Genomic DNA, 26420 nt, shown 5'->3' on the forward strand with positions numbered 1-26420 from the left:
GTAGACCCAGCGGCGCGAGTCGGCATCGGTCATCGGGACCGCGTAGAGGCAGCCGTGCGGCACACCGACCAGCGGCGCGTTGTTACCGCGCGAGAAGGCGTGGGTGCTGTGCGAGCCACGGGTGGTGCGCACCCGGTCCAGCGGCGTCTCGCCGACCGCCTCCGCAGGGCGGATGCTCACGCCGTCGAGATAGATCACCAGATCGCGCGCAGCGCTGGCCCGCACCACCACCTCCACATCGGCCACACGGCGCCCCGCCAGCGCATCCAGACGCACCCGACGAAGGTTCCACTGATCCACCCAGGTCCGGCGGGCCGCGCCCTGGGCGTCGGCATCCACCCGAGCCCCGTACTGATCGGTGAGATCCGACTCCGAGAGACGCGCGGCGCCGTCGAGCACGAGATCCACCGCGACAGCGGTGCCAGCCCATAGATCTTCCAAGGCGGCGAGCCCGCTGACGTCCGGGACGCCGTCGGGAAGTCCCTGCGGGAGCACCACCCAGCGCAGCTCGTCGCCGGGCGCGAGCACCCGGCGCTCAAGACCCGCGTCGAGACGAACGCGCACCAGGCCGTCGCCGCGCGGCACGCGCACCCGCCACGGGACGGGATTGATGATCCCGACGCCAGGCCGACCGGTGATCGTCGATGCCGGGCTCTCGCGGTCGATCGTCGCTGCGTCGCTCATGGCTCTATCCCACCACCTCGCCACACCACTGGCCGCCCGTGGGGAGTTCTGTCGACCCGGCGCGGGTGCGGGACCTCTACCCTCGAGAGAGGAACCCGACCAGGAGGACGACCGATGACCTACGGACAGCAGCCCCCGAGCAACAACAACCCGGGCACCCCGCCCCCGCCGCCGCCCGGACCGGGTTACGGCGCTCCGACGCCGAGCACGCCGCAGCCGGGCTACGGGCAGCCGCCGCCCTACGGGGCCCCCGGTCAGCCTGGGTACGGCGGCGCCGCGTGGGGAGGGCCTCCAGCACCCCGCCCCGGCTCCGTGACCGGTGGCGCCGTGATGGCGATCATCGGTGGTGCGGTCGCGATCCTGCTCGGGATCCTGTTCCTCATCGTCGGAGGTATGGGATCCGACCCTGAGGTGTTCGCCCAGGCCGGGCTGCCCGCCGAGGCGGCCGGACTGTTCGCCGGGCTGGGGATCGTCGTCCTCATCATCGGCGTGCTGGTGCTGGTCTTCGGGATCCTCACGCTCAAGGGCAAGTACTGGGCCGCCATAGGTCTGACGGTGATCGGCGGCATCTACGCGCTGCTCTCCGTGCTCAGTCTGATCCAGGGCCAGGGCGGTGTTCTGGTCGGGCTCATCTGGGTCGCGATCGCGGTCGCGCTGCTGATGAGCTCCGGCTCGCGCGCCTGGCTCCGCGCACAGAGCTGAGGCAGCACTAGGCTTCCCCGCACCAGGCGGAGGAGGTGGCATGAACGCACGGCAGCGGGTCGAGGCGCGTGCCGGCTACCTGCTGCTGATCCCCAGCTTCGTCGGGGTCGGCGTGTTCCTGCTGCTGCCGGTGCTCATCGTGCTCGCGCTGAGCCTGACCCGGTACAACCTCATCAGCGCACCCGAGTGGTTCGGACTCCAGAACTACGCCTACATCCTGGGCTGGGACCGATTCAGGAACTCGCTGCTGGTCACGCTGGTCTTCACGGTGATGACGATCCCGGCCTCGATCGCGATCGGGCTGCTGCTCGCGGTCGCGATCAATCGGAAACTGCCCGGCACGAGCTGGTTGCGTGTGCTGTACGTGCTGCCGTGGGTGTGTGCGCCGCTCGCGCTCGGTGTGGTGTGGCGGTGGATCCTCGACCCGACGAACGGGGCGCTCAACGCGATCCTGGGCCGCCGCATCGAGTGGCTCGCCGACGTGGACCTCGCGCTGCCGGCGGTCGCGTTCGTGCAGGTGTGGTCCACGGTCGGGTACATCTCGCTGTTCTTCCTCGCCGGGCTGCAGCAGATCCCGATCTCGGTGTACGAAGCGGCGAAGCTCGACGGCGCCGGGCCGGCCCGCACGCTCTGGTCGATCACGTTGCCGCTGCTACGGCCCACGATGTTCTTCGTGACCGTCACCTCGATCATCTCGAGCTTTCAGGTGTTCGACTCGGTCTACGCCATGACGGGCGGCGGGCCGCGGTTCTCCACCGACGTCATCGCCTCCCGCATCTACGACGAGGCGTTCGTCGGTCTGCGCCTGGGTCGCGCCGCCGCGATGGCCGTGGTCCTGTTCGTGGTGCTGGTCACCATCACGCTCATCCAGCAGCGCTACTTCCGGCGCCGGATCACCTATGACATGTCATGAGTGAGGTCCCGACGGCGTCCCGCACCCCGAGCGCGTTGCGCTCGGCGGGTGCCGCTCGCCTGTTCGCGAACGTGCTGACCTACGGGTTCCTGCTCGCCGGGGCGGTGCTGATGGTGGCACCGTTCGTGTTCTCGGTGATGACGTCGGTGAAGACGCCGAGGCAGTTCAACACCAGCTCGCCGTTGACCCTCCCGGACCCGGCCACGGTCGAGAACTACGTGTCGCTGTTCGGCGAGCGGTACGACTTCGTGGTGCCGATCGCGGTGACCGCGCAGGTGGTGCTGGTGCTCGTGGTCGGGCAGATGCTGACGTCGATCCTCGCCGCCTACGCCTTTGCCCAGCTGGAGTTCCCCGGGCGCGACGCGATCTTCTGGGTGTACATCTCCACGCTGATGATCCCCGCTGTGGTCACGATCATCCCGCTGTACTCGATGATGACCTCGCTCGGGCTCAAGAACTCGTTCGCCGGTCTGGTGGTGCCGTTCATGTTCGGGTCGCCGTATGCGATCTTCCTGCTGCGCGAGAACTTCCGGTCCACGCCCTCGGACGTGCTGGACGCCGCCCGCATCGACGGCGCCGGCGTGATGCGGCGGCTCTGGCAGATCATGGTGCCGATGAACAAGCCGATCCTCGCGACGCTGTTGCTCATCACCGTGGTGAGTCAGTGGAACAACTTCATGTGGCCCCTGGTCATCGCGCCTCGGCCCGAGTGGCACGTGATCACGGTCGCTACGGCGGCTCTGCAGACCCAGTACAACGGCAACTGGACGCTGGTGATGGCGGCGACCACGATCGCCCTCGCGCCGCTGGTGATCCTGTTCCTCATCTTCCAGAAGCAGATCACCTCCAGCCTCGGGGTCACCGGGGTGCGCTGAGACCATGGGATCGCCATGACCACACCACCACCCGGACCGGAGCAGCAGCCCGGCCCGCAGTACCCGAGCCCGGACCAGACGTGGTCGGGTGCGCCGCCTCAACAGCAGTGGCAGCCCGCGCCGCAGCAGGGCCCATCGCCGCAGGGGCAGTGGCCGCCGCCGCAGGGCCCCAGGCGCAGACCCCTGGTCTGGGTCCTGTCCGGGGTGGTGGGACTGCTCGTCGTCGCCGTGGTCGTCGTGTTCGCGCTCGACCTGACCCGACCCGGCGACGACCCCACCGATGGCACCACGACGCAGCCGCCGCCGACCGACGACCCGACCACGGATGACCCGACCGGCGAACTCATCCCGCTGCTCACCAACGCCACGTTCGATCCGGCAACCGTGGCGCTGCACCTCGATCCGCCGGCCGGGTTCGAGGTGGCCGATGACGACGCCGACTACCCCCGCTGGGATCACCACCCGTCGTGCTACATCGGGCTGTCCCGATACGAGCTCGCCGGCGACACGGTCGACAACGACGCGCAGGCGACCTCCTGGAACGCCGTCGAGCTCGTCGAGTTCTACGAGGCCGAACGCTCCGACGTGACCGTCATCGACGCCGAAGGCAGCGCGAACGTCGCCATCGAGGGAGGCGGCCAGCTCGAGCTCCACGTGGTCGAGCTCGAGTTCCGGCGCGATGAGAACGGCCCGATGTTCTGGGGTGGCTTCGCCTTCCGGCACATGCCTGACACCGGCATGGGCATCTCGGTCAACTACTCGTGCCAGGTGGGTGAGGAGCCGGTCGACTTCGACGACGTCCTCGCCGCGTTGACCGTCGAGAACAGCTAGCGCGCCAGGTCGTCGCGCTCGGCCTGGGTGTAGCCCGGCGCCATCGCGGCCGGGTTCGCTACCCGGGCGGCGCGCAGGCCGGCGACCTTCGCCGACGTGGCTGCCATCGCCTCGCGGGCCTTGCCGCGGCCGTAGGTGACCGAGTGCTCGGCGCTCACGCCCATCGAGCGGCCCACCTCGATCGCGTCCTGGTCCGCGCCCATGTAGAGGAACTGCCAGCGGTAGGCGTTCGTCTGCTGCTCGACCAGCGACTTGATCGCCGGGTGCGTCCACTCCTTCGACGCATTCTCGTGACCGTCGGTCATCACGGCCACGATCACGGTCCCGGGCCGCTGGTCCTCGGGCAGCGCGGCTAGCGTCGCGCCCGCGTCGGTGATCATCCGGCCCATCGCGTCGAGGAGTGCGGTCGAGCCGCGCGGGGCGAGGTCGAGCGGCGGCACCTCCGCCAGCGGCTTGTCGGAGTAGACGAGCTCGTAGGAGTTGTCGAACTGCGCGAGCGTCACGCGGCACTCGCCGTCCACCGACTCGCGCTGCTCGGTGATGAAGGCGTCGAAGCCGCCCTCGGTATCGGTCTTGATCGACTGCATCGACCCGGAGCGGTCGAGCAGGAAGTACAGGTGGGTGAGGTCGGAACGGGTCATGGCGTCCTCCTTCGGGGGGTGAAGCGCATGGGCTTCGGCGGTTGCGCGGCTGCGCGGGGTGTGCCGGTCTCGAGGTCGTAGCGGGCGCGCTCCACGCCGGCGGCAGTGACACGGCCATCGGCGTTGGCGTACGCGGCGAGCGCCGGGGTCCTGGCGAGCCGCGGACCGACAGCGTTCTCGCTGAGCCCCGCCTTCTGTCCCGCTGCGCGCAGGGTGTCGCCGTCGTCGAGCACGGCCTGTGCCATCGAGCCGTCGAGCAGCTCGGTCAACCTGTCGGCAGCTTCCCGCAGCAGCGGAAGCGCACAGGCAGCCTGATCGGCGCGCTCAGCACGATCGAGCGCGTTCCGGATGGCCGCGAGGGCGGCGCGGTCGAGTGGCATGCCATCCATCCTACCGCACAAACTGCGGCCCCGCATCGTGTGCGGCCATCCTCGCGATGTCACTGACGAAACGTCACCAGCCCGATTTCACTGACGAGACGCTGCGTGACGAATCGTCAGTGAAATCGTTGGGGTGACGTCTCGTCAGTGAAATCGGCGGGTGGGGCGAGTCAGGGGAAGGTGGTGCGCCAGGCGTCGGCGAGGTCGGGGTCGAAGTAGCGGACGAACCCGCAGCCCTGCCAGGAGACGGGTGCGTCGAGCGGCTGGCCACCCCAGCGGGCAGCCCCCGCCACCAAAAGCCGGGTCCCGATCGAGGGACGGCTGCTGAGGTCCACCGTCACCTCCGCACCCGACCCACCGGCGAACCACTCGCGAACCTCGAAGGTGACGCCCGTGTAGCCGAGGACCGCGCCCGCGCGGTCCGAGACGCTCGGACCGGTGCCCGTCACCACCCCGTCGAACGCCCAATCGGCCTCGCGGAGGCCGTCGGGATGGACCGCAACGCAGTCCGCGCCGTTGTCGGCGCCGTAGGCAGCACCGGCCTCGCCTCCGGTGCGGTCCGAGACGATGACGACCACCGCGAGCACGGCGAGCACCATCGCCCCGATCACCAGCGGTGAGCGCCCCAGCGCGCTCGGGCCGCTGGCTTGCCTCACGAGGTCTCGGCGCCGGGCTCGGCCGGATCGATCGGCTGCTCGCAGTAGAACAGCGGCTCCTCGCCCTCGCCGTGATAGGCGTACTCGGTCCCGTCGACGGTGAGGGTCGCCCTCGCGCCGGGCACCAGCGCCTGCGTGTAGCTCTGGCCCGGAGCTGGGCAGCCGATCGAGCCGTCGCTCCAGGTGACTTCCTCCAGCGGACCCGCAGTCACGTCGTCGACGCTCACGTCGAGCCGTCCAGCCAGGTCGGTCACGGCCGCGTCGAGCCGGTCATCGGTGGGCCCCGACGACGACGGATCGGTTTCGTCGGTCGGCTCGCCGTCGGTCGGTTCGTCGCTCGGTGTGAGGGTCGTGGCGTCACCATCTCCCGGGTCCGGGCTGCGCCCCTCGTCCTGCCCCTGGCAGGCGGCCAGACCCGCCGTCAGGAATACCGCTGCAGCCAGCATGCTCGCCCGCCTCGCCCAGGTCGCCATGCTCCACTGTAGGCAGCCAGGCGCCGGGTGCGGCAGGTTTCGTGCACCGCCGCACCCGACATCGTCAGGCTGCCGCTGCCCCGAGCCCTTCCCGGACGGAGGGCCAGGCGGCGAGCGCGGCGCGGACGTCGTCGCGTCGCTCGGCGGCCAGCGCGGCCGCGTGTGCGTGCTCGAGGACGTCGTCGATCAGCACGCGCTGGCCCGTGCTCGCCGACTCCACCGCCGCCTCGACCATCGCCAGGCTCAGCACGTTGTCGGCTGCGTCGCACATCATGGGCGCTCCGTCGCGGATACCCGCCACGAACGCCCGCAGCGAACCTGTGAGCTCCTGCCCCGGATCCGGCACCTCGGGCACCTCGAGCGGTTCCAGCGATTCCAGCACGGGTGCGTCGTCACCGCTCCAGCGCGTCGAGCCGCCTTCGGCGGACAGCCGCCACGACCCGTTCCATGAGGTCTCCAGCCCTGGCGCGCACCACGATCCGGTGTAGCTGAAGCGCACGCCGTCGCTCAGCTCGAAGGTGGCCACGGCCGAGGCGTCCCCGTCGAACCAGCTCCATGGCGGGTTGAAGGACTCCGCGTAGACGGCGATCGGGTCGGCGTCCAGCACGAACCTGGCCAGGTCGAACTGATGGATCGCCATGTCAACCAGCAGCGGCTGCGGCATCTCCTCGCGGAACCCGCCGAAGTGCGGACCCTTGAAGAACTCGCACGCGAGTGTGCCCGCGACGCCCAGCTTTCGCGCTTGCGCGCGGAACTGGAACGCCTGCTGGTTGAAGCGGCGCGACTGGCTGACCACGAACCGCCGCCCGGTCACCTGCGTCGCCGCCACCAGCGAGAGCGCCTCCGCCACCGACTCGGTGACCGGCTTCTCGCCGAGCACGTCGAGACCGGCGAAGAGCGCCGTCGTCGTGATCGGGTGGTGGGCTGCTGGGATCGCGACATCGACGACGGCGTCGGCCTCGGTCGTGCGGATCACCTCGCCGAGGTCGGCACCCACCACGACGTCGCCGTCGGCGACGCCCTCGGGCGCAGCGGCCAGTGCAGCCGCCGCCACCTCGGGGTCGAGGTCGACGAGCCCGACGAGTATCGCGTCGGGGTTCGCCGCAATCGTGCTGAGCCAGGCCCGGCCCATGCCACCGGCCCCCACCTGGAGCAGGCGCAACGGTCCGCTCACTCCTCGCCCGCTCCCTGGGCCGCGAGCTGCTCGGCGGCGGCCGCTGCCTCCGCACTGAGGGCGCCCTGGTAACCCTGACCGTTGTAGAAGTCGTCCGTGTCGTAGCGCAGCAGCACCGGGATCGTGCGCTCGGGACGCAGGGTCTGCGCCCACTCGACGGCGTTCGAGATCACCTTCCGCACGCCCTCGTGGAAGTACGTGGGGTACTCCTGGTCACCGGGCTGGAAGTAGAAGATCTTCCCGTAGCCACGCTTGAAGGTGCAGCCCGAACGGAACACCTCGCCGCCGCTGAAGGAGGAAATGAACACCAGCTCATCGGGCGCGGGGATGTCGAAGTGCTCCCCGTACATCTCGGCCTCCTCGATGATCATCGGGTGCGGGATGCCCTGAGCGATCGGGTGGGTGGGGTCGACCGTCCACACCAGCGCGCGGTCGTGCTCGGCGCGCCAGCGCAGCGTGCAGGTGGTGCCCATCAGCTTCATGAACAACTTCGACCAGTGGCCGGAGTGCAGCACGATCAGGCCCATGCCCTCAAGCACGTGGCGGTGGGCTCGTTCGACCACCTCGTCGTCAACCTCGCCGTGGGCGGCATGCCCCCACCAGATCAGCACATCGGTGTCGGCAAGCACCTCCTCGGTGAGGCCGTGCTCCGGCTCGTCCATCGTGGTGGTGCGCACCCGTGCCCGGTCACCGAGGTTCGCCTCGATGCCCTGCGCGATGGCACCGTGCATGCCGTCGGGGTACCGCTCGGCCACAGTCGGCTCGAGCTGCTCATGGCGGTTCTCTCCCCAGACGAGCACGCGGATGGGTTCTGTCATGACGTCATTCTCCTCAGGTTGATGATGCGGAACGAACTAGGACTTCACGGAGCCGCCTGTGACGCCGGCGGCGACGTAGCGTTGGGCGACGATCAGCAGCGCGATCGCCGGCAGTGAGGACAGCACGGCGGTTGCCATGATCGGCGACCAGTCGTTCACGAAACCACCGATGTAGCTGTACAGACCGAGCGTGATCGGGCGCATCGTCTCGCTCGTCGTCAGGGTGAGCGCAAACAGGAAGTCACCCCACGCGAACAGGAACGTGAACAGCGCGGAGGTGATCAGCGCATTGCGACTGATCGGAAGGACCACCGAGACGAACGCGCGAACCGGACCAGCGCCGTCGACGTAGGCCGCTTCCACGATCGAGGGCGGTATCCCCATCATGAAGGCGCGCATGAGGATGATCGAGAACGGGATGCCGGCCGCCGAGTCGGCCAGGATCAGACCGGGGTAGGTGTTGAGGAGGCCGAGATCGCTGTAGGCGCTGTAGAGCGCGTTGGCGACCACGATGCCCGGCACCATCTGCGTGGTGAGGACACCGAACAGGAACACCACGACCCACTTCCCGAAGCGGAAGTGTGCCAGCGCGTACGCTGCCGGTGCCGCGATCAGCAGCGTGAGCAGCACGGCGCCGAGGCTGACCACCAGGCTGGTGACCAAGTTGCCGCCCTGCTCAGCCAGCGCCGTCTGATAGCCCCGTAGTGAGAACTCGAACGGCAACCACGGTGTCGCTGCCGCATTACCCGCCGGCTGCAGCGACACGTTGAGCATCCAGTAGAGCGGGAAGAGCATGACCGCGATGATGACCACGCCCAGGATCGTGTGACCGAGCCGCCTGGGAGCGGCAGGCGCCCTACTCATCGACCCGGCGCCGGTTGAGGCGCAAGTAGGCGATGGCGAACACGAGCGAGATCAGCACCAGGATGTTGCCGAGCGCTGCCCCAACCCCGAAGTCGAACTCGCGGAACGACATGTGGTACGAGAACGTCGAGATCGTCTGGGTCGCATTGGCTGGCCCACCGTTGGTGAGGCCGAGGATCACGTCGAGCACCTTCAGCGTGTACACCACACCGAGCACGAGCACCACGGTGACCACGCCGCGCAGCATCGGCCACGTGATGTACCAGAACGCGCGGGCGCCCGTGGCGCCGTCGAGCGAGCCGGCCTCGTACAGCTCCTCGGGGATCTCCTGCAGACCGCCGTAGAGGATCGTGGCGTTGAAGGGGATCCCCAGCCAGATGTTCACGACGATCACGGCCACCAACGCGAGAGTGGTCGAGGTCAGCCAGGCGGGTCGGGAGTCGATGAACGGCAGCACGTCGAGCGTACGGTTGAGCACGCCGTTGTCGGTGTCGAGGATCCATCGCCACACCGCCGAGGCGGCGATCATCGGGATCAGCCACGGCAGCAGCAGGAGCGAGCGAAGCACACCCGAGAGCGGAAAGCGCCGATGGAAGAACAGCGCGATCAGCAGACCGATCGTGAACTGGCCGGCGATCGAGCCCACCGTGAACAGGCCGGTATTGAGCAGAGCCCGGTCGAACACGGGGTCCGTGATCGCCGTGACGTAGTTCGTCAGGCCGACCCACGGTGCCTCACCGGTGTAGAAGGTGCGGGTGGTGTACTCCTGGAAGCCCATCAGGACGTTCTTGATCACCGGGTAACCGAAGAACAGCACCAGGTAGACCACGGCGGGAACAAGGAAGGCCACCTGCACCAGGCGCCCACGGCGCGGACCGCGTCTGCGCGGGCGCGGCGCCGCGCCCGGCGGGGAGATCCCGCCGGGCCCGGTCGCCACCGTTGTGGAGGTCACGTGATCAGCCGTTCTGCGCCTGCTCGAGCGCATCCTCCGGGCTCATCCCGCCCACGAGCGCGTTCTGCACGGCCTCGTAGATGGCGGTGGCCTGCGCCGGCCAGTCCTCACCGAGCTGACCGGTGCGAGCGCGCAGGTCCGGCACCTGCACCGCGAACGACTCCAGGTTCGGCACCTGCTCCACCACGGCGTCGGTCAGTGCCGGGTCGGTGGGCACCGTGTTGGTCCCGACGGCGGCGTCGACCACAGCCTCCTCACCCACGAGGCACTGCACGAACTGCGCTGCGACCTCCATGGTGGCCCCATCCCCGGTCTGCGGCACGGCCCACGCCTCGCCACCGAACGGTGAGACCGTGGTGCCCCCCGCCGCGGGCGTCGGGATCGGCACGATCCCGTACTCGAGGTCAGGGTTCTCCGCGAGGCTGCCGAAGTTCCAGGGTCCGTTGACCATCATCGCTGCATTGCCGGCGGAGAACTGGTCTCCGACATCACCCTGCGACCAGGTGACCACGGACTGCGACATCGAACCGGCGTCCAGCAGGTCCTTCCACAATTGCAGGGCGCCCGCCACCTCGGGTGTGGCGATGTCAGCCTCGTCGCCGCCGTTGGACCACATGAAGGGCAAGAACTGCCACGTTCCCTCATAGGTGTTGATCGCCGAGAGGGCCAGGCCGTACCGGTCTCCCTCGGTCAGTGCCGCCGCGGCATCCTTCAACTCATCCCAGGTCGTGGGTGGCTCGACTCCAGCCTCGTCGAGGATCTCGGTGTTGTAGAAGAGCGCGATCGTGTTCGTGACGGGCTGCAGCGCGTAGAGCTCGTCCTCGTAGGTCGAGGCTGAGAGCACCTGCGGCGTGATGGCGCCGGGATCGAGGCCGAACTGGGACAACGGTGCGAGAGCGCCGCTCGCCGCGATCTGCTGCACCTCTGGGTTGTCGAGCATCAGCACGTCCGGAAGAGTGCGCGAGGAACTCATCTGCAGCACCTTGGGGATCAGGTCGCCGCCGGGCACCGTCTCTCGATTGAGAGTGGCGCCCACCTCGTCGGCGCACCCATCCAGCACGCCTTGCCACGCTGTCTTGTTCGGGTCGTTGTTGTAGTAGTCGAGCACGTGGAGCTCGACGGCGTCACCGCCGCCGCCCTCACCGTTGCCGCCTCCGCCTCCTCCTCCCCCACCGCACGCGGCGACGAGCAGCAACGGTGCGGCTGCCGCGATCACGATCGCGGTCCTGGTGATCTTCTTCATGTCATTCCTTCTCTCTCCCACGCCCTCGTGGGGTCGGTGTGCCGGCTCCTGTGCCGACCTCGGAACTCGTTGGGGCAATCTTGTCGATACGCATCGATGACGGACATGGATTCACGCGCGAGCGCCGGATCTCAGCGACTCGTGCGTACGGAGCCGCGGCGGGTGAGGCTCGCCTCGACCAGACGTAGCTCGGGTGAGGCATCGCCGTCGAGCAACTCGATCAGCCATGCCATCGCTTGCCGGGAGACGTCCCGGGGTTGGGTGGAGACCGCCGTGGGAGGCACCGGCTGCATCTCCGCTTCGACGTCGGTACACAACGAGACGACGTCAAGATCACGACCGGGGACGAGACCGCGCTGCGCGAGCGCCGCCCCCACGTCGTGAGGACTGTGGACGGTCAGCAACCCAGGGTGCGGGCCACCGTCGGGACCGAGCACGGCGTCGAGGTACTCCTCGACGCCCTGCCGGGAGTGTGGCGAGGTGTGCCACCGCAGCGCGACGCCACGGGTGTGCGCCCGCGCCTCCGCACGCTCGCGGAACCGGGGGATGTAGTTGATCCCCAGGTCGATGCGCTCCTGCATCCAGCCGAGCACCGCGATCTCGGAGTGGCCGGCTTCGGCGAGCTCGTCGACCAGCAGCGCGGCCGCCGTCTCGAAGTCGAAGTCGATGCAGTGCAGCCCGGCATGGTCCCCAGGCACACCGATGAAGATCACTGGCATGTCGAGGTCGCGAGCGACATCGGCACGCGGGTCCTGCGTGGTGATCTCCATGACGATCGCGGCATCGCACATCGCGCGCCGCTGCACGCGGGCCAAACTGGCCGGCCCCTCGGCGGCAGTCAGGAGCAGCACGTCGTAGTCGCTGCGCCGCGCATTGATCGCGATCTCTTCGGTGAACGACATCAGGCCGTTCGCCGCGTCCGGGTCGTGAAACGGGATCACCAGACCCACCACGTTGCTGCGGTGTCCGGCCAACGCCCGCGCCCCGGAGTGCGGCTCGTACGTGAGCTCGTCGATCGCGTCGAGCACGAGCCTGCGGGTGGCGTCCGAGATCGGCCGCTTGCCGCTCATCACGTAGGAGACGGTGCTCTGCGAGACGCCTGCGGCCCGTGCGACGTCCTTGCTCGTCGGGGTGGTTCGACGGCGCGGAACAGCCGGGCCGACATCGTCGACCTTCGATCGTTCGTCGTCGATACGCATCGATGATGATCATAGGCGACTGTGTGACAGGCAGCAAGGAGCTAGGGAGCGGCAACGACGAACCGACTGGTCCGTGCCGGATGAGGACCAGCCGCCTAGCTGGTGCCTACGCGGCGGTCGAGGGCGCGCAACCGCAGCTGCTCCGCACGATCAGCTCGGTCGGGAGCTTGACGTCGAGAGGTCCAGAACCCGGCGCCACGAGGTGGTCCACGGCGATCCGCACCATCGCGGCGAGCGGCTGCGCAGCGGTGGTGAGCGGGGGCCAGCAGTACGCGCTCTCCTGGGACCCGTCGAACGAGGCGACCGCGATGTCGTCAGGCACCCGCACACCAGCCTCGTGCAGCGCGAGCAGCACCCCGATCGCCTGCTCGTCGGAACTGACGAACACCGCCGTCGGCCGGTCCGGGGCCGCCGCCAACGCCGCGCCCGCCCGATAACCACCCTCGCGGGTGAAGTCGGAGGTGACCATCGGCTCGGCGGCCAACCCGGCTGCCGAGCTCGCGTCGATCCACGCCTGCCGCCGTCCGCCCTCGTTCGGGCCCACGAACGCGACGCGGCGATGCCCGTGCCAGAGCAGATGCTCCACGGCGACCCGGGCACCCTGGTAACGATCGGCGCGGACGCACGCGACGCCGTCGAGCCGCTTCTCCAGCACCACTGCGGGGATGCCGAGCGTGGCGAGTGGCGTGAGGTCGGCAGCCTCGACATCGGTAGCGATCAGCACGCCGTCCACCTGCCGCGCTGCCAGGTGTCCGATCGCGCTGGCCATGCCGTGACGCGCACTCGTGACCATCAGCGCCAGGCCGTGCGCCGCCGCGACCTGCTCAACCTGATCGGTCAGGTCCGCGAAGAAGCGGTTGAGCACGCCGGGCACGATCAGCCCGAGCTGCGCCATGCTCCCGAGCTTGAGCGCCCGCGCCGCCGCGTTCGGGCGGTAGCCGAGCGCACGAACGGCCTCGAGCACCCGCGCCTGCGTCGCCTCCGACACCTTCTTGGTGCCGTTCAGCGTGTAGGAGACGACGGCGGTGCTCACCCCCGCCCGCTTGGCCACATCCGCGCGGGTCACCCGGGCAGCGCCGCGCTGTGGCTCCCGCTGCTGTGTCATCGCCGCACCCGCTCACGCATCGGCCGCAGCGTAGGGCGCGCCTGCTGCCCTGGCAACACGGGCGGAGCGCTGCTGGACCTACCAGCGCTTGCTGTCGTCCCAACGGAGCTGGACACCGCGCTCGGTGAGATGGCGCTGGAACTCGGCGACCGCCGTCGTGCTCTCGACCACCGCATGAGGCTCGGTCGCGTTGTCCAGGCAGTAGCTGGCCAGTGCGCCGGCGGCCTCGCCGATGCTCCACTCGACCGGGTGCAGCCGGTAGCAGCCATTCGTGATCTGGGTGGTGCCGATGTTCTTGCACGCCGGGAGCACGTTGCGTATCCGGACCGGGATCATCGAGCGCAGCGGGATCTCGAACGGGTGCGGCAGTCCGCCTGTGCCGCGACCGTCGCCGGTGGTGTGGTGGCGATCGATCCAGAAGTAGTGGCCAACGCCGACCGTGTCCGGATACCGCTCGGCGCCACCCTCGCCGCGATACGTCGTCGAGACCTCCTGCTCGACGATCGTGTGCAGCGCCTGCAGCCGGCGGGACTCCCGGATGTACGGGTACATCGCGAAGCCATCCTCGGTGCCCGCCACGTCGGCGCGCAGCCGCAGGCCGGGCCAGCCCGTGCCGCCGTCCGCGCGGGGAGCATCGGTCTGCAGCCAGTACAGCAGCGCGCGCGAGAGCGCCTTCGCCTGGTCCCAGTGGTGCGCGGCATCCGGCACGCCGAACAGCGGTCCGCCCACATAGTCGTTCATCGGCCAGTTCACGACCACCACATCGGAGCGGTAGAAGCCCGGCGTGAACTGCCGCCTGGCTGCGATCCGGCGGTAGTTCCACAGCTCGTTCCACGCGCCCATGTTGCGGTGATCGAGGTCGATCACGTCGTCATCGAGGTTCGGTGTGAGCGACCACCGCTTGCCCGGTGTGCCATCGGGCCGGACCGGCTGCCCGGTGGCATCGAGGTCGTTCCCCATGCTGAGGATGTTGCGCCCGTCGAGCTGGTGCGGCTTCAGGTCGCGCCAGTACTCGTAGTCTGCGGGGCGATCGATCGTGTGGTCCTCACCCTCGAGATGGTCGACGGCGAAGCACCAGCTCACGCCCTGCATGTCGGTGGGATCGGCGGTCGGCCAGGCGCCCGGCTCACCGGTCATCTCCTGCGACTCGCGGCCAGCGACGTGCTCGATCCCGCCCAGCTCGAGCAGGTCGCCGAGCTCCGTCGCGTCCAGGAAGTACGGGGCCGTGAGCGCGTGCTCGACCCCCGCCGCCGTCCGCACGGTGACCGCGGTGACGCGGTCGGCGCTGGTCTCGACCGCGATCGGTTCGCTCTCCATCAGCACCACCAGCCGATCGGCCGAGCGGTAGGGCTGCAGCAACTCCTCGATCACGTTGACGATCACCCGCGGGTCGAGGCTGATCGGACTCACCCACGCATGCCCGGGATTCAGATGAGGGTCGGCCTTGGCGGTCTCGGTCAGCGGGAAGTGGGATCGGTAGTAGCCACGCAGAGCGTCCCGGAACTCTCGGTACGAGGCATTGGCGCCGTCATCTTCGATGTAGCGGTGCTCATCCGATGGCACGAGCTGGCTGGTCAGCTGCCCGCCGAGCCACCTGGTCGGGTCGGTCATGACGACCCGTTTGCCCGCTCGCAGCGCTGCCAGCGCGGCCGAGACACCCCCGACCCCGCCTCCGATGATCGCCACATCTGCCTGGAGTTCCATGAGTCTGTCGCTCTCCGTCGAGTAGGGTCCGATTGACCTGTCGAGGACACTACTATGTTTTCGTAGAATTCTTGCTAAGGTTTCGGCGCCGCGTCGGCTGAGACCGGCGAAGATCGAGGAGAGGCACAGATGGCTGGACCGGCGCGTCGGCGCAAGAAGCCCTCCTTGGCCGAGGTCGCCAGGATCGCCGGCGTGTCGATCTCGACGGTCTCCAAGGTCGCCAACGGTGGCGTCGACGTCTCCGACGCCACTCGCGAGCGGGTGGAGCGAATCCTCGCCGAGCGCGGCTACGTGGCAACCCGCAAGCGCCGCGGGTCGCTCATCCCGGTCGAGCTGATCACGCGCGACATGTACAACCCGCTCACGCTGGACGTGCTGCGCGGGATCATCGACGCCGCAGCCTCGACCGGCCTCGACATCTCGGTGTCGCGCTACCCCGACAACGCCCCCGACCACCGCTGGATCGACGAGATCCATGCCGCCGGACGGCGTGGTGTGATCGCCCTCACCTCGGTGCTGGACGACGATGAGAGGGCGCGGTTCCGCTCGCACGGTCTCGAGGTCGTCGCGATCGACCCGCTGAACCGGCCCGACGAGTCCACGACCAGCGTCGGCGCAACGAACTGGGCCGGTGGACTGCAGGCAACCGAGCACCTGCTGGGCCTGGGGCACACCCGGATTGCGATGCTGACCGGCTTCCCCGAGGCGATGGCCAGCCGTGCGCGCGTCTCCGGCTTCCGCGCTGCCATGGCTGCCGCGAGCATCGACCTCGACGAGTCCATGGTGCTCGATGGTGACTTCACCTACGACTCCGGCCTCGAGCTGGGCACGGAACTGCTCCGCCGGCCCGCCCGCCCCACCGCCGTATTCGCCGCGTCCGACCTCCCGGCGCTCGGTGTGATCGAGGCAGCGCGACGACTCGGACTGCGCGTGCCTGAAGACCTCAGCGTGATCGGCTTCGACGACCTGATCATGGCCCAGGTCTCCGCGCCGCCGCTGACCACCGTGCGACAGCCGCTCGATCAGATGGGCGCCGTCGCAGTCCAGACGATCGCCGCGCTCATCTCAGATGGCTCGCCGGACCACGCCCTGCACACGGAGCTGGCCACTCGCCTGGTCGTCCGAGGCTCGACGGCCACGCCAGCGGGCTGAGTCGCGGCACGACTCAGGCGGACGGCGGCACCGCGAGCCGTCCCGTTCGTTGTCGCCGGCGCGCGTCCACACGTCGTCGAAAATTCTTGTGAACTTCTCTAGACAGTTTCGCTGGGTCGCACTACTGTCGTGACCGCAGCCCGCGCTGCACCCCGGACATCGAGGTCGGGGATGACGACGGCGTCCCGAGAGGACCTAGACATGACACGACCCATCACGCGCCGCGCCCTGCTGGCAGCCGTTCCCGCCGCTGGTCTGGCCGGCCTGACGCTGGCCTCCTGCAGCACCGACAACGACGGCGGCGGCGGTGACGCACCGGATGGCCCGGTCGAGCTCCGTATGACCGTGTGGTCGGCCAACGACGGCCACCACGCGATCTTCAATCAGATCGCCGACGCCTATATCGAGGCCAACCCGGACAAGGTCAGCGCCGTCTCCTTCGAGGCGCTCGCGGACGGGTATGTCGACGCGCTCACCACCCAGATCGCCGGCAACGAGGCACCCGACATGGCGTGGGCGATGGAGTCCTTCGCCGCCCAGTTCGTCGCGGCTGGGGTGTTCACGAACCTCACCCCCGCCTTCGAGGCCGCCGAGGGCTACGAGTACGACGATCTGATTCCCGGCGCGATCGGCCTGTGGAGCTCCGACGACGGTCTGCACGGCTACCCGTTCTCCAACAGCCCGTTCGGGATCTACGTCAACAACGATCTGCTGGCAGCGGCAGGTCAGCCCGATCCGCGTGACCTGATCGCCAGCGGTGACTGGACCTGGGACACACTGATGGAGATCGCCGCAGCGACAGCGGCGAGCCAGGGCGTGGCCGGCTTCCAACCGCCCGCTGATGCCGCGACCGCCTGGAACGACGCCCTCGCGCCGATGTGGTTGTCCTGGGGCGCCAGCGCCTGGTCCGAGGACGGCGCCACCGCGACCTTCACGTCCGAGGAGATGGTCGAGTTCTTCACCTGGTACCACGACCAGGTCTACGCGAACCTGGCCATCATCGCGCCAGGCGAGGAGTACGACTTCGCCACCGGGCAGATCGCCACGCGGATGTCGCAGCTGTCAGCCTCGACCGGACTCGCCGAGGCCGGGTTCGCCTGGGACTTCCTGCCGCTGCCCGAGGGCCCGGCCGGGACCGTCCCGGTCGTGGGCCAGGGCGGCGTCGGGGTGCTCACCCAAGGCCCGAACCCTGAGATCGCGGCCGACTTCCTGGCGTTCTTCACCAACCCCGACAACTCGAGGTTGCTCGCGCAGTTCTTCCCGCCGCCGCGCACCTCGCTGCTGAACGTGGAGACCCTCGCCGCCGCGGCGCCGGCTCTGACGGAGGAGCAGCTGCAGGGCACGATCATCGACCAGGCCTCGGCTGCCGTGACCAAGCCGGGCAATCCGAAGATGAGTGAGATCAGCGACCCGGTGCGCATCGCCCTCGACGCCTTGTGGACCGCCGACGCCGATGTCGAGGCTGCGCTGACCGCTGCCAACGACGCCGCTCAGGCCCTCCTTGGCGCCTGACGCGTGAGCACCCAGACCTCACGGCTGCCGGGGGGCGGTGGCACACCTCGCCCCCCGGCTCCGGGCGGCGGCACCAGCAAGCGGCTGGCGCGCATCGACGCCGCGATCGGCATGGTCTTCGTCGCACCGGTCCTCATCGGAGCGATCGTGCTCGGGCTGGTGCCGTTCGGCTATGTGGTCTGGTACGCCCTGCACGACTGGCAGCCGCTGACAGGGCAGTTCACGTGGGTGGGCAGCGAGAACTTCACGCGGCTCCTGTCCGACGGCGACGTGTGGGGATCGCTGCTCACCACCTTCCAGTTCGCGGCGCTCCTGATGGTCCTCAACGTCACCCTCGCCATGGGGCTGGCGATCCTGCTCAACCAGAAGCTCCCCGGCACCACGACCTTCCGCACCTTCTTCTTCTCCCCCGTGATCGTCTCCACGGTCGCGTGGGTGCTGATCTGGAACTTCCTGGTCGCCAGCAACGGAGGAATCAACGGCGTCCTCGCGACCTTCGGCATCACCGGCCCGAACTGGCTGCGTGACGCCTCGCTCGCGCTTCCCACCGTCGTCGTGATCCAGGTCTTCAAGGGCGTCGGCATGAACATGATCCTGTTCCTGGCGGCACTGCAGAACGTGCCCTCCGAGCTGAAGGAGGCAGCGCGCATCGACGGTGCCCGCGCGACCCGCGTGTTCCGGTCGATCACGCTGCCGCTGATGACACCGACGATCCTGCTCGTGACGATGCTCACGATGGTCGGAGCGATGGACGTGTTCGCGCCGATTCAGATCCTCACCGAGGGCGGACCTGGCCGCTCCACCACCGTGATCTCCTACCTGCTCTACCGCACCGCGTTCGTGCAGCAGGACTTCGGCTACGCCTCGGCGATCGGCGTGCTGCTGTTCTTCGTGATGCTCGGGCTCGCCGTGCTGCAGTGGAGCACCAGGAAGCGGTGGGTGCACGATGAGGTCTGAGACATCGCCCAGCACCCGCCGGATCGTCTCCCGCGTGGTGCTGTACGTGCTGCTGATCGCGCTCAGCATCCCGTTCGTCTACCCGCTGCTGTGGATGGTGCTGTCCGCCTTCAAGCCGGCGAACGAGATCTTCGCCATCCCGCCCACGCTGTTCCCGAACGACTGGACGCTCGAAGGCGTCTCGAAGATCTTCACGGTGATGCCGTTCGCGCGCCAGTACCTGAACTCGCTCTACATCGCGGCGATCGTCACGGTCGGCTCGGTGCTGGTCGGATCGCTCGCCGGCTACGCGTTCGCACGGATCAGGTTCCCGCTCTCGGGCAAGGTGTTCCTCGTGCTGATGTCCGGCATGTTCATCCCCGGCGAGGTCGCGATCATCCCGATCTTCCGGTGGGTCGCCGAACTGGGCTGGATGAACACACACTGGCCGCTGATCCTCATCCCGATCTTCGGCCCCGGCGCGGTCGTCAGCGTGTTCATCTTCCGGCAGTTCTTCCTCTCGCTCCCGGGGGAGCTGGAGGAGGCGGGCAGGCTCGACGGCCTTGGCCGGCTCGGCATCTTCGCCCGGATCGCGATGCCGCTGGCCGGCCCGGCCATCTCGGCGGTGGCCATCATGAAGTTCCTGGCCGCCTTCAACATGTACTTCGAGCCGCTGATCTTCTTGCGCAGCGAGGAGCTGTTCCCCGTGAGCCTGGCGCTCACGCGCTACCAGGATGGCTACGGCGAGCCGATCTACAACACCCAGATCGGTGCCACCGCCCTCACGGTGATCCCCGTGATCATCGTCTTCCTGTTTGCTCAACGACAGTTCGTGGAAGGACTGTCGCGGACTGGTCTGAAGGGCTGATCGCACCCACGACGCCCCCTCCCGAAGACCGCTCCCGGCGCCGCACCGATCGGCCGCCGCCGGGTTGCGTACGCCTTGATGCCGGTCGCTTCACCGAAGGAGTCAACGATGACCACCGACCACATCGGCCGCACACCCCTGGGGCTGCCGCCCCTGACCAGACGCGGATTCCTCGGCGGGGTGGGTGCCGCCTCGGCGGCAGCACTCATCGCGCAGCTGGGCACCGCCGCACCCTCGTTCGCCACCTCCGAGGGCACCGTGCTGCCGCTGGTTGACCCGCTGCCGGACGGCGCACCGGACCGGGCCCTGTTCGCCGAGAACGAGCAGGTGTTTGCGGCCTACCTGATGATCCTGTCCCCCTTGGCCAACAGCGTGATCGACGACGACGAGGAGCTGTTCGGCTGGATGGAGGATGGCTGGCAGCGGCTGCCCAACGAACCGTTCAACGCCCGGATCATGGAGCACGTCGCCACGCTGTCCTGGTTCTACTCCCACGAGCGCGCCTGGAACCCGTACTACCTGGACCCGAACCTTCTCGGCCGCCTCGATGCCGCCCTCGGCTACTACCTCGCGCTCCAGCACGACGACGGTTCCTACCCTGAGTACTCGCCCACCGAGCATCACCTGTCCCCGACCGGGTTCGGTACGGTTGCGCAGTCGGCAGTGCTGCGCGATCTCCTCAGCGTGGACGAGTTGCCCGAGCGTCGCGGCGAGATCGAGACCGCACTGCGGGCGAGCAGCGCATGGTTGGTCGACCTCGACCGCCCGCACTGGAACCTGCCCGTGCGATACGTGAACCAGGTCATCGCCGGCCTGGCGGGTGTGGCGCAAGCCGCCACCGTGATGAACGACGCCGCGATGGCGGCCTCGCTCTCGGACCGGATGGCGGCGCTCCTCGAGCACGGACAGGCGCCTGCCGGCTTCTTCAACGAGCCGCTGACCCCTGATGCCGGGTACAACTTCACGGTCATGCTGCCTGACGTCGGGCACATCTACGAGCAGACCCAGGACCCCTCCGCCGTCGAGCTCGCCCGGCGGTTCGCCGAGTGGTTCGGATACATCGTGGTGATGGAGCCGGGCCAGCCGCAGGGCTTCGTGCTGTCCGCAACGAGCGGCCGGGGTGTGCTGCCGACGTTCACCACGACCCCCGAGGACGATCTCGACCGGAGCGCGCTGGGACGAGCGCTGCTGGAGCAGGTCCCCGCGCTCGGGGCGTTCTATGCGACGGCGGCGGAGAAGCAGGCCAGCCGGGCCGCCTGGGCGCAGGACCCAGAACCTGTGCAGCCACGTGAGAAGCAGGACTCCTCCGCGCGCCTGTACATGCACGTGCCGGTCGCGCCCGACGGCGTGAGCACAGCCGAGCGTGACGCTCGCGTGGCCGACCTTCCGTACCTCCGCGAGAACGCCTTCACCCAGCTGCGGCGGGGCACACTCGATCAGCAGTACGCGTTCGTCCGCCGCCCGGGTTGCTACACCGCCGCGGCCTACGGCGTGCGTCCGTATGCGAGCCAACGGCTGGGCACCAACGCGTTCTGGCATCCAGAGGCGGGCATGTTCGTGCTCTCGCTCAACAGCTCGGGCCCCGACGACTGGACCACGGTGGACGACGTCGCCGGTACCGCCACCTCGCGCAGCGAGGTCACGGCCGTGCACCACGTCGGCGACGACACGTCCGGCGCGGTGATCGCACCCCACGACCTCACCGGTTTCGCGGGCGTGTTCACCACGCGCTACGTGACCGCGGACGCCGCCGTCACCACCGACGTCAGCCACTGGCAGGACGGTCTCCGGCGCTCGATGACCACCACGGGAGCCTCGCGTGAGCGCATCCCGCTGATCGTCGGACCAGAGGATGAGGTCGCCTTCCTCGACGGTACCCCGGCCCCGTACGACGAGCAGACGATCACGGTCGCCTCGGGCCTCACGGTCACCAGGGGCGACGTCCGGCTGGTCATCAACTGGGGTGCGGAGTGGGAGGCCACGTACGCGCCGACCTCCACCTCGTTCCTGAACGGCACTCGATCGCAGCGGATCCTCACGGTCAGCTTCGCCGGTGAGCTGACCACCGAGCTCACGGCGGTCGATCTCACCGAGGTGGTGGGCGAGCGCGTGGCGTTCGGGGTGACGTCGCACACCGTCGAGCGCGATGGCGCCCACCACACCGCCCTGCATGTGATCAACCTCGACCACGAGCCGGTCGATATCCGGGTGGTGAGCGCATCGGGCAGGGAGACCTTCCGGGCTCTCGCTCCCGGCGCCAGCGGCTACCGCCTCTTCCGGAACCAGCGGCGGCTGCCGGCACCCGGTGTCGCGGTGGCCACCACATGCGGCGAGGGCCGGGTCCGGGTCGCGACCCGGCGCTTCGAGATCTAGCCGCCCGGAGCTGCCCGGCGTGATATAACCCCGCGTCCTCGGACGCCGGGTGAGATCACGGGGCCAGCAGCCCGCCGTCGAGCCCGCGCACGCCGGCCGCCCAGGCATCGAACGTCGACAGCTCGGGCGGGTGCCGGCGAGCGAGGTCCTCGTCGAGGTCGATCCCCCAGCCGGGGCTGTCGTTGGGGGTCAGCCAGCCGTTCACCGGAGCGATCGTGCCGGGGAAGATGTCGTGCGTCAGCTCGTCGAAGATGTGGCATTCCTGGATCCCGAACGCCGGGCTCGTGACATCCAGCGCCACACTGGCCGCCACCCCGATCGGGGAGGTGTCGCCCGGTGCGTGCCACGCCGTTCGCACGCCCACCAGCTCTGCGGCTGCCGCGAGCTTGCGTGCGGGCGTCACACCGCCGATGGCGGATACGTGCGAGCGGATGAGGTCCACGCCGCCGCCCAGGATCTGGCGCGCGGCGTCGGTGACCGAGGTCGTCAGCTCGCCCACCGCCAACGGCACCGGTGACGCCGCACGCACCTGCGGCAGCGCGTCCCAGTGCTCGGGCGGCAGCACGTCCTCGAGGAAGAACAGACGATACGGCTCCAAGGCGCGCGCAAGCGTCACCGCCTGCTTCGGTGTCAGCCGCGAGTGCACGTCATGCAGCAGCTCGACCTCGTCCCCCAGCTGTTCGCGGGCCGCCTCGAACAGGCGCGGAACCAGGCGAAGGTACTCCGCGACCTGCCAGCCGCGCGGATAGGGGGCGCCGGCGGCGGTGTCACCATCGAGCAGCGCCGAACCATAGGTGCCGGCTCCAGGCTGCGAGACCTGCATGCGCACATGCCTCCAGCCGGCGTCGATCTTCTGCTGCGCCTGCTCGACCGCGCGCGCGATGTCGGCGCCGGCGCTGTGGACGTAGGTGTCCGCGGCCGCACGCACCTTGCCACCTAGCAGTTCGTGCACAGGCATGCCGGCGCGCTTGCCCGCGATGTCCCACAGCGCCTCGTCGAGGCCGGAGATCGCGTTGTTGCCGACCGGGCCTTCACGCCAGTAGGAGGAGAACTTCGCCAACCGCACCAGGTCGCCGATGTCACCCGGATACCGCCCGATCACCAGCCGCGCGAGATGCTCCTCGACATAGGTGACCACGGCCTTCCACCGCTGCGTGAAGGTCGCGCACCCGAGCCCGTACAGGCCCGGCTCGGAGGTGTCCACCCGCACGACCACCAGTGCCGGGCCGTACGGTGCCGTCACGATGGCCCGCACGCCGGTGATGCGGACGTCGTCGGGAGCCTCCCACGGTTGGCGGAAGGTGGCGGGTTGCTCGGTCGCGTGCTGGGTCATCGGGAGGCTCCTTGTCGTGGCAGAGGATCGGTCACGGGATCAGTTCGGGGTCGGGCTCTGAGCACGTGTGACGTGGCACGAACCCGAGCAGGTCGCGTGCTCGAGTGGTGTCGATCAGGGCCTCGCGGCCCATGAATGCCCGACGGCGGAGCACGCCCGGTGCGTATTGGTCCAGCAGGTCGGTAGTCGGCTCCTCGCGGAAGGTGTCCGCTGCGGAGAGGCCGATCACATGCGCACCGGTGAGCGGTGCGACGAGAGCGTGGACCACCGCGCGTGCCGCGTCTCGCCGGTCCAGGTAGGACCAGCCTTCACGGATCTGCCGATGCCGCAGCGGGTGCGTCCGCGCGCGAATCTGCGAGGGCAGCGAGGTGAGCGGGAACCGGAGTGCGACCACGGTCATGCCCCAGTGGCTGGCGGCCATCTGTGCGCTGAGCTCGTCACTGGCTTTGGAGAGCGAATACCAGTCATCGAGCTCGCGCGGGATCTCCTCGTCGATCGGGAAGTACGCCGGGAGCAGCTCATGGCGGTTGGCGGGGACTCCGAAGGCGTTGATGCTGCTCGCGATCACGGCGCGCCGCAGGCCCAGCTCGCCGGCCGCCACCAGCACGTTGAAGGTCGAGTCGGTGTTGATGCGGTAGCCCTGGTAGGGCTCAGCAAGCTCGGCGCCCGGGATCGCGGCCAGGTGCACGACCGCATCGGTGCCCTCGAGCGCATTCCTCATCTCGCCCTCGTCGGTGGCATCGGCGGTGATGACGCGAGCGGCAGGGCTCGGCCGCCGCCACGAGTCCGACAACGCCGTCACGACCGCACCGTAGGCGTGCAGCAGGCCGACGACATCGCCTCCGATCGATCCGCCTGCGCCGGTGACCAGCACGCGTGACGGCAGCGGCGCCGACAGCTCGTCGAGGTCGACGTCCGACCAGCTCAGACCCGGCACTATTGCACTCATGCGAACGACTCCTCATCGAGACCCAAGAACAGCTCCCGGGATTTTTCGGAGAACTTGCGATGAAACTCTAGACGGAACGGGCACCCTCTGGCTAGCCTGACACAACGTCGCGTCACTCGCGGCGTCCCACCGCCCGCAGCCCAGACCCGCGGGCCGACGATGGAGTCGAGATGCGCAATCGCCAGCCCCAGCCCAGCCTCCCGCCGATCTCACGGCGTGCGCTCCTCGGGATCGGCGCTGCCGGTCTGGTGGCCGGCTCCGTCGCACTCAGCGGCCAGAGGCCCGCACAGGCCACGTCCGAAGGAACGGTGCTCCCGCTGGTCACGCCGCTGCCTGCCGGTGCGCCGGATCGCACGCTGTTCGCGCCGAACGAACAGGTGCTCGGGTCGTACCTGATGATCCTCGCGCCGCTCGCGAACAGCGTGGTCGATGACGATCCGGAGCTCTTCGGCTGGATGGAGGATGGCTGGTGGCGCACCCCGAACGATCCGATCAACTCGCGGATCATGGAGCACGTCGCCACGCTCGCCTGGTTCCTCACGCACGAACGAACGTGGAACCCGTACTACCTCGACGCGAACCTCGAGGCCCGGCTGGATGCCGCTCTCGGCTACTACCTCTCCCTGCAGGGGCCGCGAGGAGCGTGGCCCGTGACCTACGAGTCGGAGTCACTGGCCACGACCGGCTTCGGCCTCGTCTCGCTCTCCCACACCTGCCGCGACCTCGCCTCGCTCGATCTGCTGCCCGCACGCCGCGGCGAGATGGCGACGGCGATGCGCGCCGCGGCAGCCTGGCTCATGAACACCTCCTACGCGCCGTGGAACCTCCCGATCCAGGTGCACAACCAGCTCGCGGGCGGCCTCGCGGGAGTGGGCCATGCCGCGACGGTGCTCGAGGACCCCTCGATCTCCACTGACCTCGCCGACCGGATCGCGTACTTCATCGAGCACAGCCAGGCGCCGGCCGGGTACTTCCACGAGCCGTTGGGCTTCGACTTCGGGTACAACTCCTCGGTCGCTCTGCCCGATCTCGGCGACCTGTACACCCAGACGCAGAACCCGCTGATCGTCGAGCACGTGCGGCGGTGGGCGGACTTCGCGCAGTACGTGCTGCTCCCCGAGCCCAACTCCAGCGGCTTCACGATCATGAGTCAGGCCTGCCTGCGCAATGCGGCGAACGTGCATGCGGTCCGACCGGATGACGACCTCGACCGCGCGGCACTGGCGCGCGTGTTCGTGGACGAGGTGCCGCTGCTCGCACCCCTGCACTCCCCTGCGGAGCACAAGATCACCGCGCGAGCGGCATGGAGCGGCGACCCCACCGCCGTCGAGCCCCGCGCCAAAGGTGACACCTCGCCACGTCTCTACGACCATGTCCCCAAGGCCCCGGACAACGTCGACGCCGCGGCCCGCGACGCGGTGCTCGCCGGATGGCGTCCTGTGGCCGAGAGCGCCTTCACCGAGCACCGCGAGGGCACGATCGACCAGCAGCTCCTGTTCGTGCGTCGACCCGGCTACTACCTCGCGAGCCTGGCGGGGGTGCGCGGCGGAGATCGGGCACGGTCCGGTCCCGGACTGTTCTGGCACCCGGTTGCCGGCAGCATGATCGCGAGCTTCAACGGCCTGGCCGATGACCACTGGAGCACGGTCGTCGACGGCGGCTACGACGTCGGCCTGACGAACCAGCCCGTTACCTATCACGACGGGCTCGATGGCAACGCGCCCGTGATCCCTGCCGCCGATCTGAGCGCGCACACCGGCGCGTTCACGGCCCGGTACGTGGGTGGTGCCGGCACGGTGACCACGGACGTGACCCACCTGGGCGACGGCGTGGTGAGAACGGTCTCCGCTGGCGGCTCCGCCGTCGAGATGGTGCCGTTGCTCGTCCGCGAGGGCGATGCTTTCGCCTTCTCGGACGGCACCACCGCCGGGCTGGAGGACACCGTCAGCACCACGGCTACCTGGTTCGCCGTGACGCGCGGGAGCATCCGCCTCCAGGTCGCGTGGGACCACGAGCTCGAGGTCAGCGTGACCGCGACAGGGCGCCGCTACTTCCCGGAACGCACCCACACGCACGCCATCCT

At 69.0% G+C, this 26420-nt stretch carries 24 protein-coding genes and 1 pseudogene; 10 read left to right on the plus strand and 15 right to left on the minus strand.

What is annotated here, in order from left to right; genetic code table 11:
- A pseudogene (locus ACOJSN_RS04175) lies at positions 1–684 on the minus strand (glycoside hydrolase family 92 protein); the annotation flags it as partial.
- Between the two features lie 114 nt (positions 685–798).
- On the opposite strand from ACOJSN_RS04175, the gene ACOJSN_RS04180 reads away from it, so the two are divergent.
- The 4 genes from ACOJSN_RS04180 to ACOJSN_RS04195 are packed head-to-tail and all read left to right on the plus strand — an operon-like array spanning position 799 to position 4005.
- Positions 799–1386, plus strand: coding sequence for a hypothetical protein (locus tag ACOJSN_RS04180; protein WP_420111254.1), 588 nt, complete (start codon positions 799–801; stop codon positions 1384–1386).
- 40 nt (positions 1387–1426) lie between these two features.
- Positions 1427–2299: a carbohydrate ABC transporter permease gene (locus ACOJSN_RS04185; protein ID WP_420111255.1), complete on the plus strand. Its 873-nt coding sequence runs from the start codon at positions 1427–1429 to the stop codon at positions 2297–2299.
- Positions 2296–3174, plus strand: coding sequence for a carbohydrate ABC transporter permease (locus ACOJSN_RS04190; RefSeq protein ID WP_420111256.1), 879 nt, complete (start codon positions 2296–2298; stop codon positions 3172–3174). Before ACOJSN_RS04185 ends, ACOJSN_RS04190 begins: the two co-directional genes overlap by 4 nt.
- A 15-nt stretch (positions 3175–3189) precedes the next feature.
- Positions 3190–4005 carry a hypothetical protein gene (locus ACOJSN_RS04195; protein WP_420111257.1) on the plus strand — a complete coding sequence of 272 codons (816 nt, stop codon included), beginning with the start codon at positions 3190–3192 and terminating at the stop codon, positions 4003–4005.
- On the opposite strand, the gene ACOJSN_RS04200 is transcribed toward ACOJSN_RS04195, so the two are convergent.
- The 12 genes from ACOJSN_RS04200 to ACOJSN_RS04255 all read right to left on the minus strand — a co-directional run bounded on the left by ACOJSN_RS04200 (position 4002) and on the right by ACOJSN_RS04255 (position 15214).
- Positions 4002–4646 carry a VWA domain-containing protein gene (locus tag ACOJSN_RS04200; protein ID WP_420111258.1) on the minus strand — a complete coding sequence of 215 codons (645 nt, stop codon included), beginning with the start codon at positions 4644–4646 and terminating at the stop codon, positions 4002–4004. The two genes, ACOJSN_RS04195 and ACOJSN_RS04200, sit on opposite strands and share 4 nt — an antisense overlap.
- On the minus strand, positions 4643–5026 hold the full coding sequence (locus ACOJSN_RS04205; RefSeq protein WP_420111259.1) for a hypothetical protein: 384 nt from the start codon (positions 5024–5026) through the stop codon (positions 4643–4645). Before ACOJSN_RS04205 ends, ACOJSN_RS04200 begins: the two co-directional genes overlap by 4 nt.
- A 170-nt stretch (positions 5027–5196) precedes the next feature.
- Positions 5197–5682: a hypothetical protein gene (locus ACOJSN_RS04210; protein WP_420111260.1), complete on the minus strand. Its 486-nt coding sequence runs from the start codon at positions 5680–5682 to the stop codon at positions 5197–5199.
- Entirely contained in the window at positions 5679–6155 is a 477-nt protein-coding gene (locus tag ACOJSN_RS04215; RefSeq protein ID WP_420111261.1) for a hypothetical protein, read from the minus strand. Before ACOJSN_RS04215 ends, ACOJSN_RS04210 begins: the two co-directional genes overlap by 4 nt.
- Before the next feature lie 64 nt (positions 6156–6219).
- Positions 6220–7329, minus strand: a complete 1110-nt coding sequence (locus tag ACOJSN_RS04220; RefSeq protein ID WP_420111262.1) for a Gfo/Idh/MocA family protein — start codon at positions 7327–7329, stop codon at positions 6220–6222.
- Positions 7326–8147 carry a ThuA domain-containing protein gene (locus ACOJSN_RS04225; protein ID WP_420111263.1) on the minus strand — a complete coding sequence of 274 codons (822 nt, stop codon included), beginning with the start codon at positions 8145–8147 and terminating at the stop codon, positions 7326–7328. The genes ACOJSN_RS04220 and ACOJSN_RS04225 overlap by 4 nt, the downstream gene beginning before the upstream one ends.
- Positions 8148–8183: 36 nt before the next feature.
- Entirely contained in the window at positions 8184–9011 is an 828-nt protein-coding gene (locus tag ACOJSN_RS04230; protein ID WP_420111264.1) for a carbohydrate ABC transporter permease, read from the minus strand.
- Complete coding sequence (locus tag ACOJSN_RS04235) at positions 9004–9963, minus strand: carbohydrate ABC transporter permease (protein WP_420111265.1); 960 nt, start codon at positions 9961–9963, stop codon at positions 9004–9006. The genes ACOJSN_RS04230 and ACOJSN_RS04235 overlap by 8 nt, the downstream gene beginning before the upstream one ends.
- A 4-nt stretch (positions 9964–9967) precedes the next feature.
- On the minus strand, positions 9968–11206 hold the full coding sequence (locus ACOJSN_RS04240) for a sugar ABC transporter substrate-binding protein (protein WP_420111266.1): 1239 nt from the start codon (positions 11204–11206) through the stop codon (positions 9968–9970).
- A 131-nt stretch (positions 11207–11337) separates the two neighbouring features.
- Positions 11338–12405 carry a LacI family DNA-binding transcriptional regulator gene (locus tag ACOJSN_RS04245; protein WP_420111267.1) on the minus strand — a complete coding sequence of 356 codons (1068 nt, stop codon included), beginning with the start codon at positions 12403–12405 and terminating at the stop codon, positions 11338–11340.
- A 106-nt stretch (positions 12406–12511) separates the two neighbouring features.
- On the minus strand, positions 12512–13510 hold the full coding sequence (locus ACOJSN_RS04250) for a LacI family DNA-binding transcriptional regulator (RefSeq protein WP_420111268.1): 999 nt from the start codon (positions 13508–13510) through the stop codon (positions 12512–12514).
- Positions 13511–13588: 78 nt separating this feature from the next.
- Positions 13589–15214, minus strand: coding sequence for an FAD-dependent oxidoreductase (locus ACOJSN_RS04255; protein WP_420111269.1), 1626 nt, complete (start codon positions 15212–15214; stop codon positions 13589–13591).
- A gap of 129 nt (positions 15215–15343) precedes the next feature.
- Here ACOJSN_RS04255 and ACOJSN_RS04260 point away from each other — a divergent pair, with 129 nt between their 5' ends.
- From ACOJSN_RS04260 to ACOJSN_RS04280, 5 genes are all read left to right on the plus strand, one after another.
- Entirely contained in the window at positions 15344–16366 is a 1023-nt protein-coding gene (locus ACOJSN_RS04260) for a LacI family DNA-binding transcriptional regulator (protein WP_420111270.1), read from the plus strand.
- A gap of 201 nt (positions 16367–16567) precedes the next feature.
- Positions 16568–17878: an extracellular solute-binding protein gene (locus ACOJSN_RS04265; protein ID WP_420111271.1), complete on the plus strand. Its 1311-nt coding sequence runs from the start codon at positions 16568–16570 to the stop codon at positions 17876–17878.
- Positions 17879–17881: 3 nt separating this feature from the next.
- Positions 17882–18835 (plus strand): carbohydrate ABC transporter permease, encoded by a 954-nt coding sequence (locus ACOJSN_RS04270; RefSeq protein WP_420111272.1) that lies wholly within the window; start codon positions 17882–17884, stop codon positions 18833–18835.
- Positions 18825–19682 (plus strand): carbohydrate ABC transporter permease, encoded by an 858-nt coding sequence (locus tag ACOJSN_RS04275; protein ID WP_420111273.1) that lies wholly within the window; start codon positions 18825–18827, stop codon positions 19680–19682. Before ACOJSN_RS04270 ends, ACOJSN_RS04275 begins: the two co-directional genes overlap by 11 nt.
- A gap of 108 nt (positions 19683–19790) precedes the next feature.
- Entirely contained in the window at positions 19791–22055 is a 2265-nt protein-coding gene (locus ACOJSN_RS04280; protein ID WP_420111274.1) for a hypothetical protein, read from the plus strand.
- A 55-nt stretch (positions 22056–22110) separates the two neighbouring features.
- On the opposite strand, the gene ACOJSN_RS04285 is transcribed toward ACOJSN_RS04280, so the two are convergent.
- Together ACOJSN_RS04285 and ACOJSN_RS04290 are read right to left on the minus strand one after the other, a co-directional pair.
- On the minus strand, positions 22111–23388 hold the full coding sequence (locus ACOJSN_RS04285; RefSeq protein WP_420111275.1) for an enolase C-terminal domain-like protein: 1278 nt from the start codon (positions 23386–23388) through the stop codon (positions 22111–22113).
- A gap of 31 nt (positions 23389–23419) precedes the next feature.
- A complete protein-coding gene (locus ACOJSN_RS04290) occupies positions 23420–24337 on the minus strand; it encodes an NAD-dependent epimerase/dehydratase family protein (protein ID WP_420111276.1) in 918 nt (305 codons plus the stop codon).
- Positions 24338–24507: 170 nt separating this feature from the next.
- Here ACOJSN_RS04290 and ACOJSN_RS04295 point away from each other — a divergent pair.
- On the plus strand, positions 24508–26420 hold a 1913-nt coding region (locus ACOJSN_RS04295; RefSeq protein WP_420111277.1), incomplete at its 3' end, for a hypothetical protein.

This window comes from Pseudactinotalea sp. (genome assembly GCF_048594945.1).
Lineage (GTDB): Bacteria > Actinomycetota > Actinomycetes > Actinomycetales > Beutenbergiaceae > Pseudactinotalea.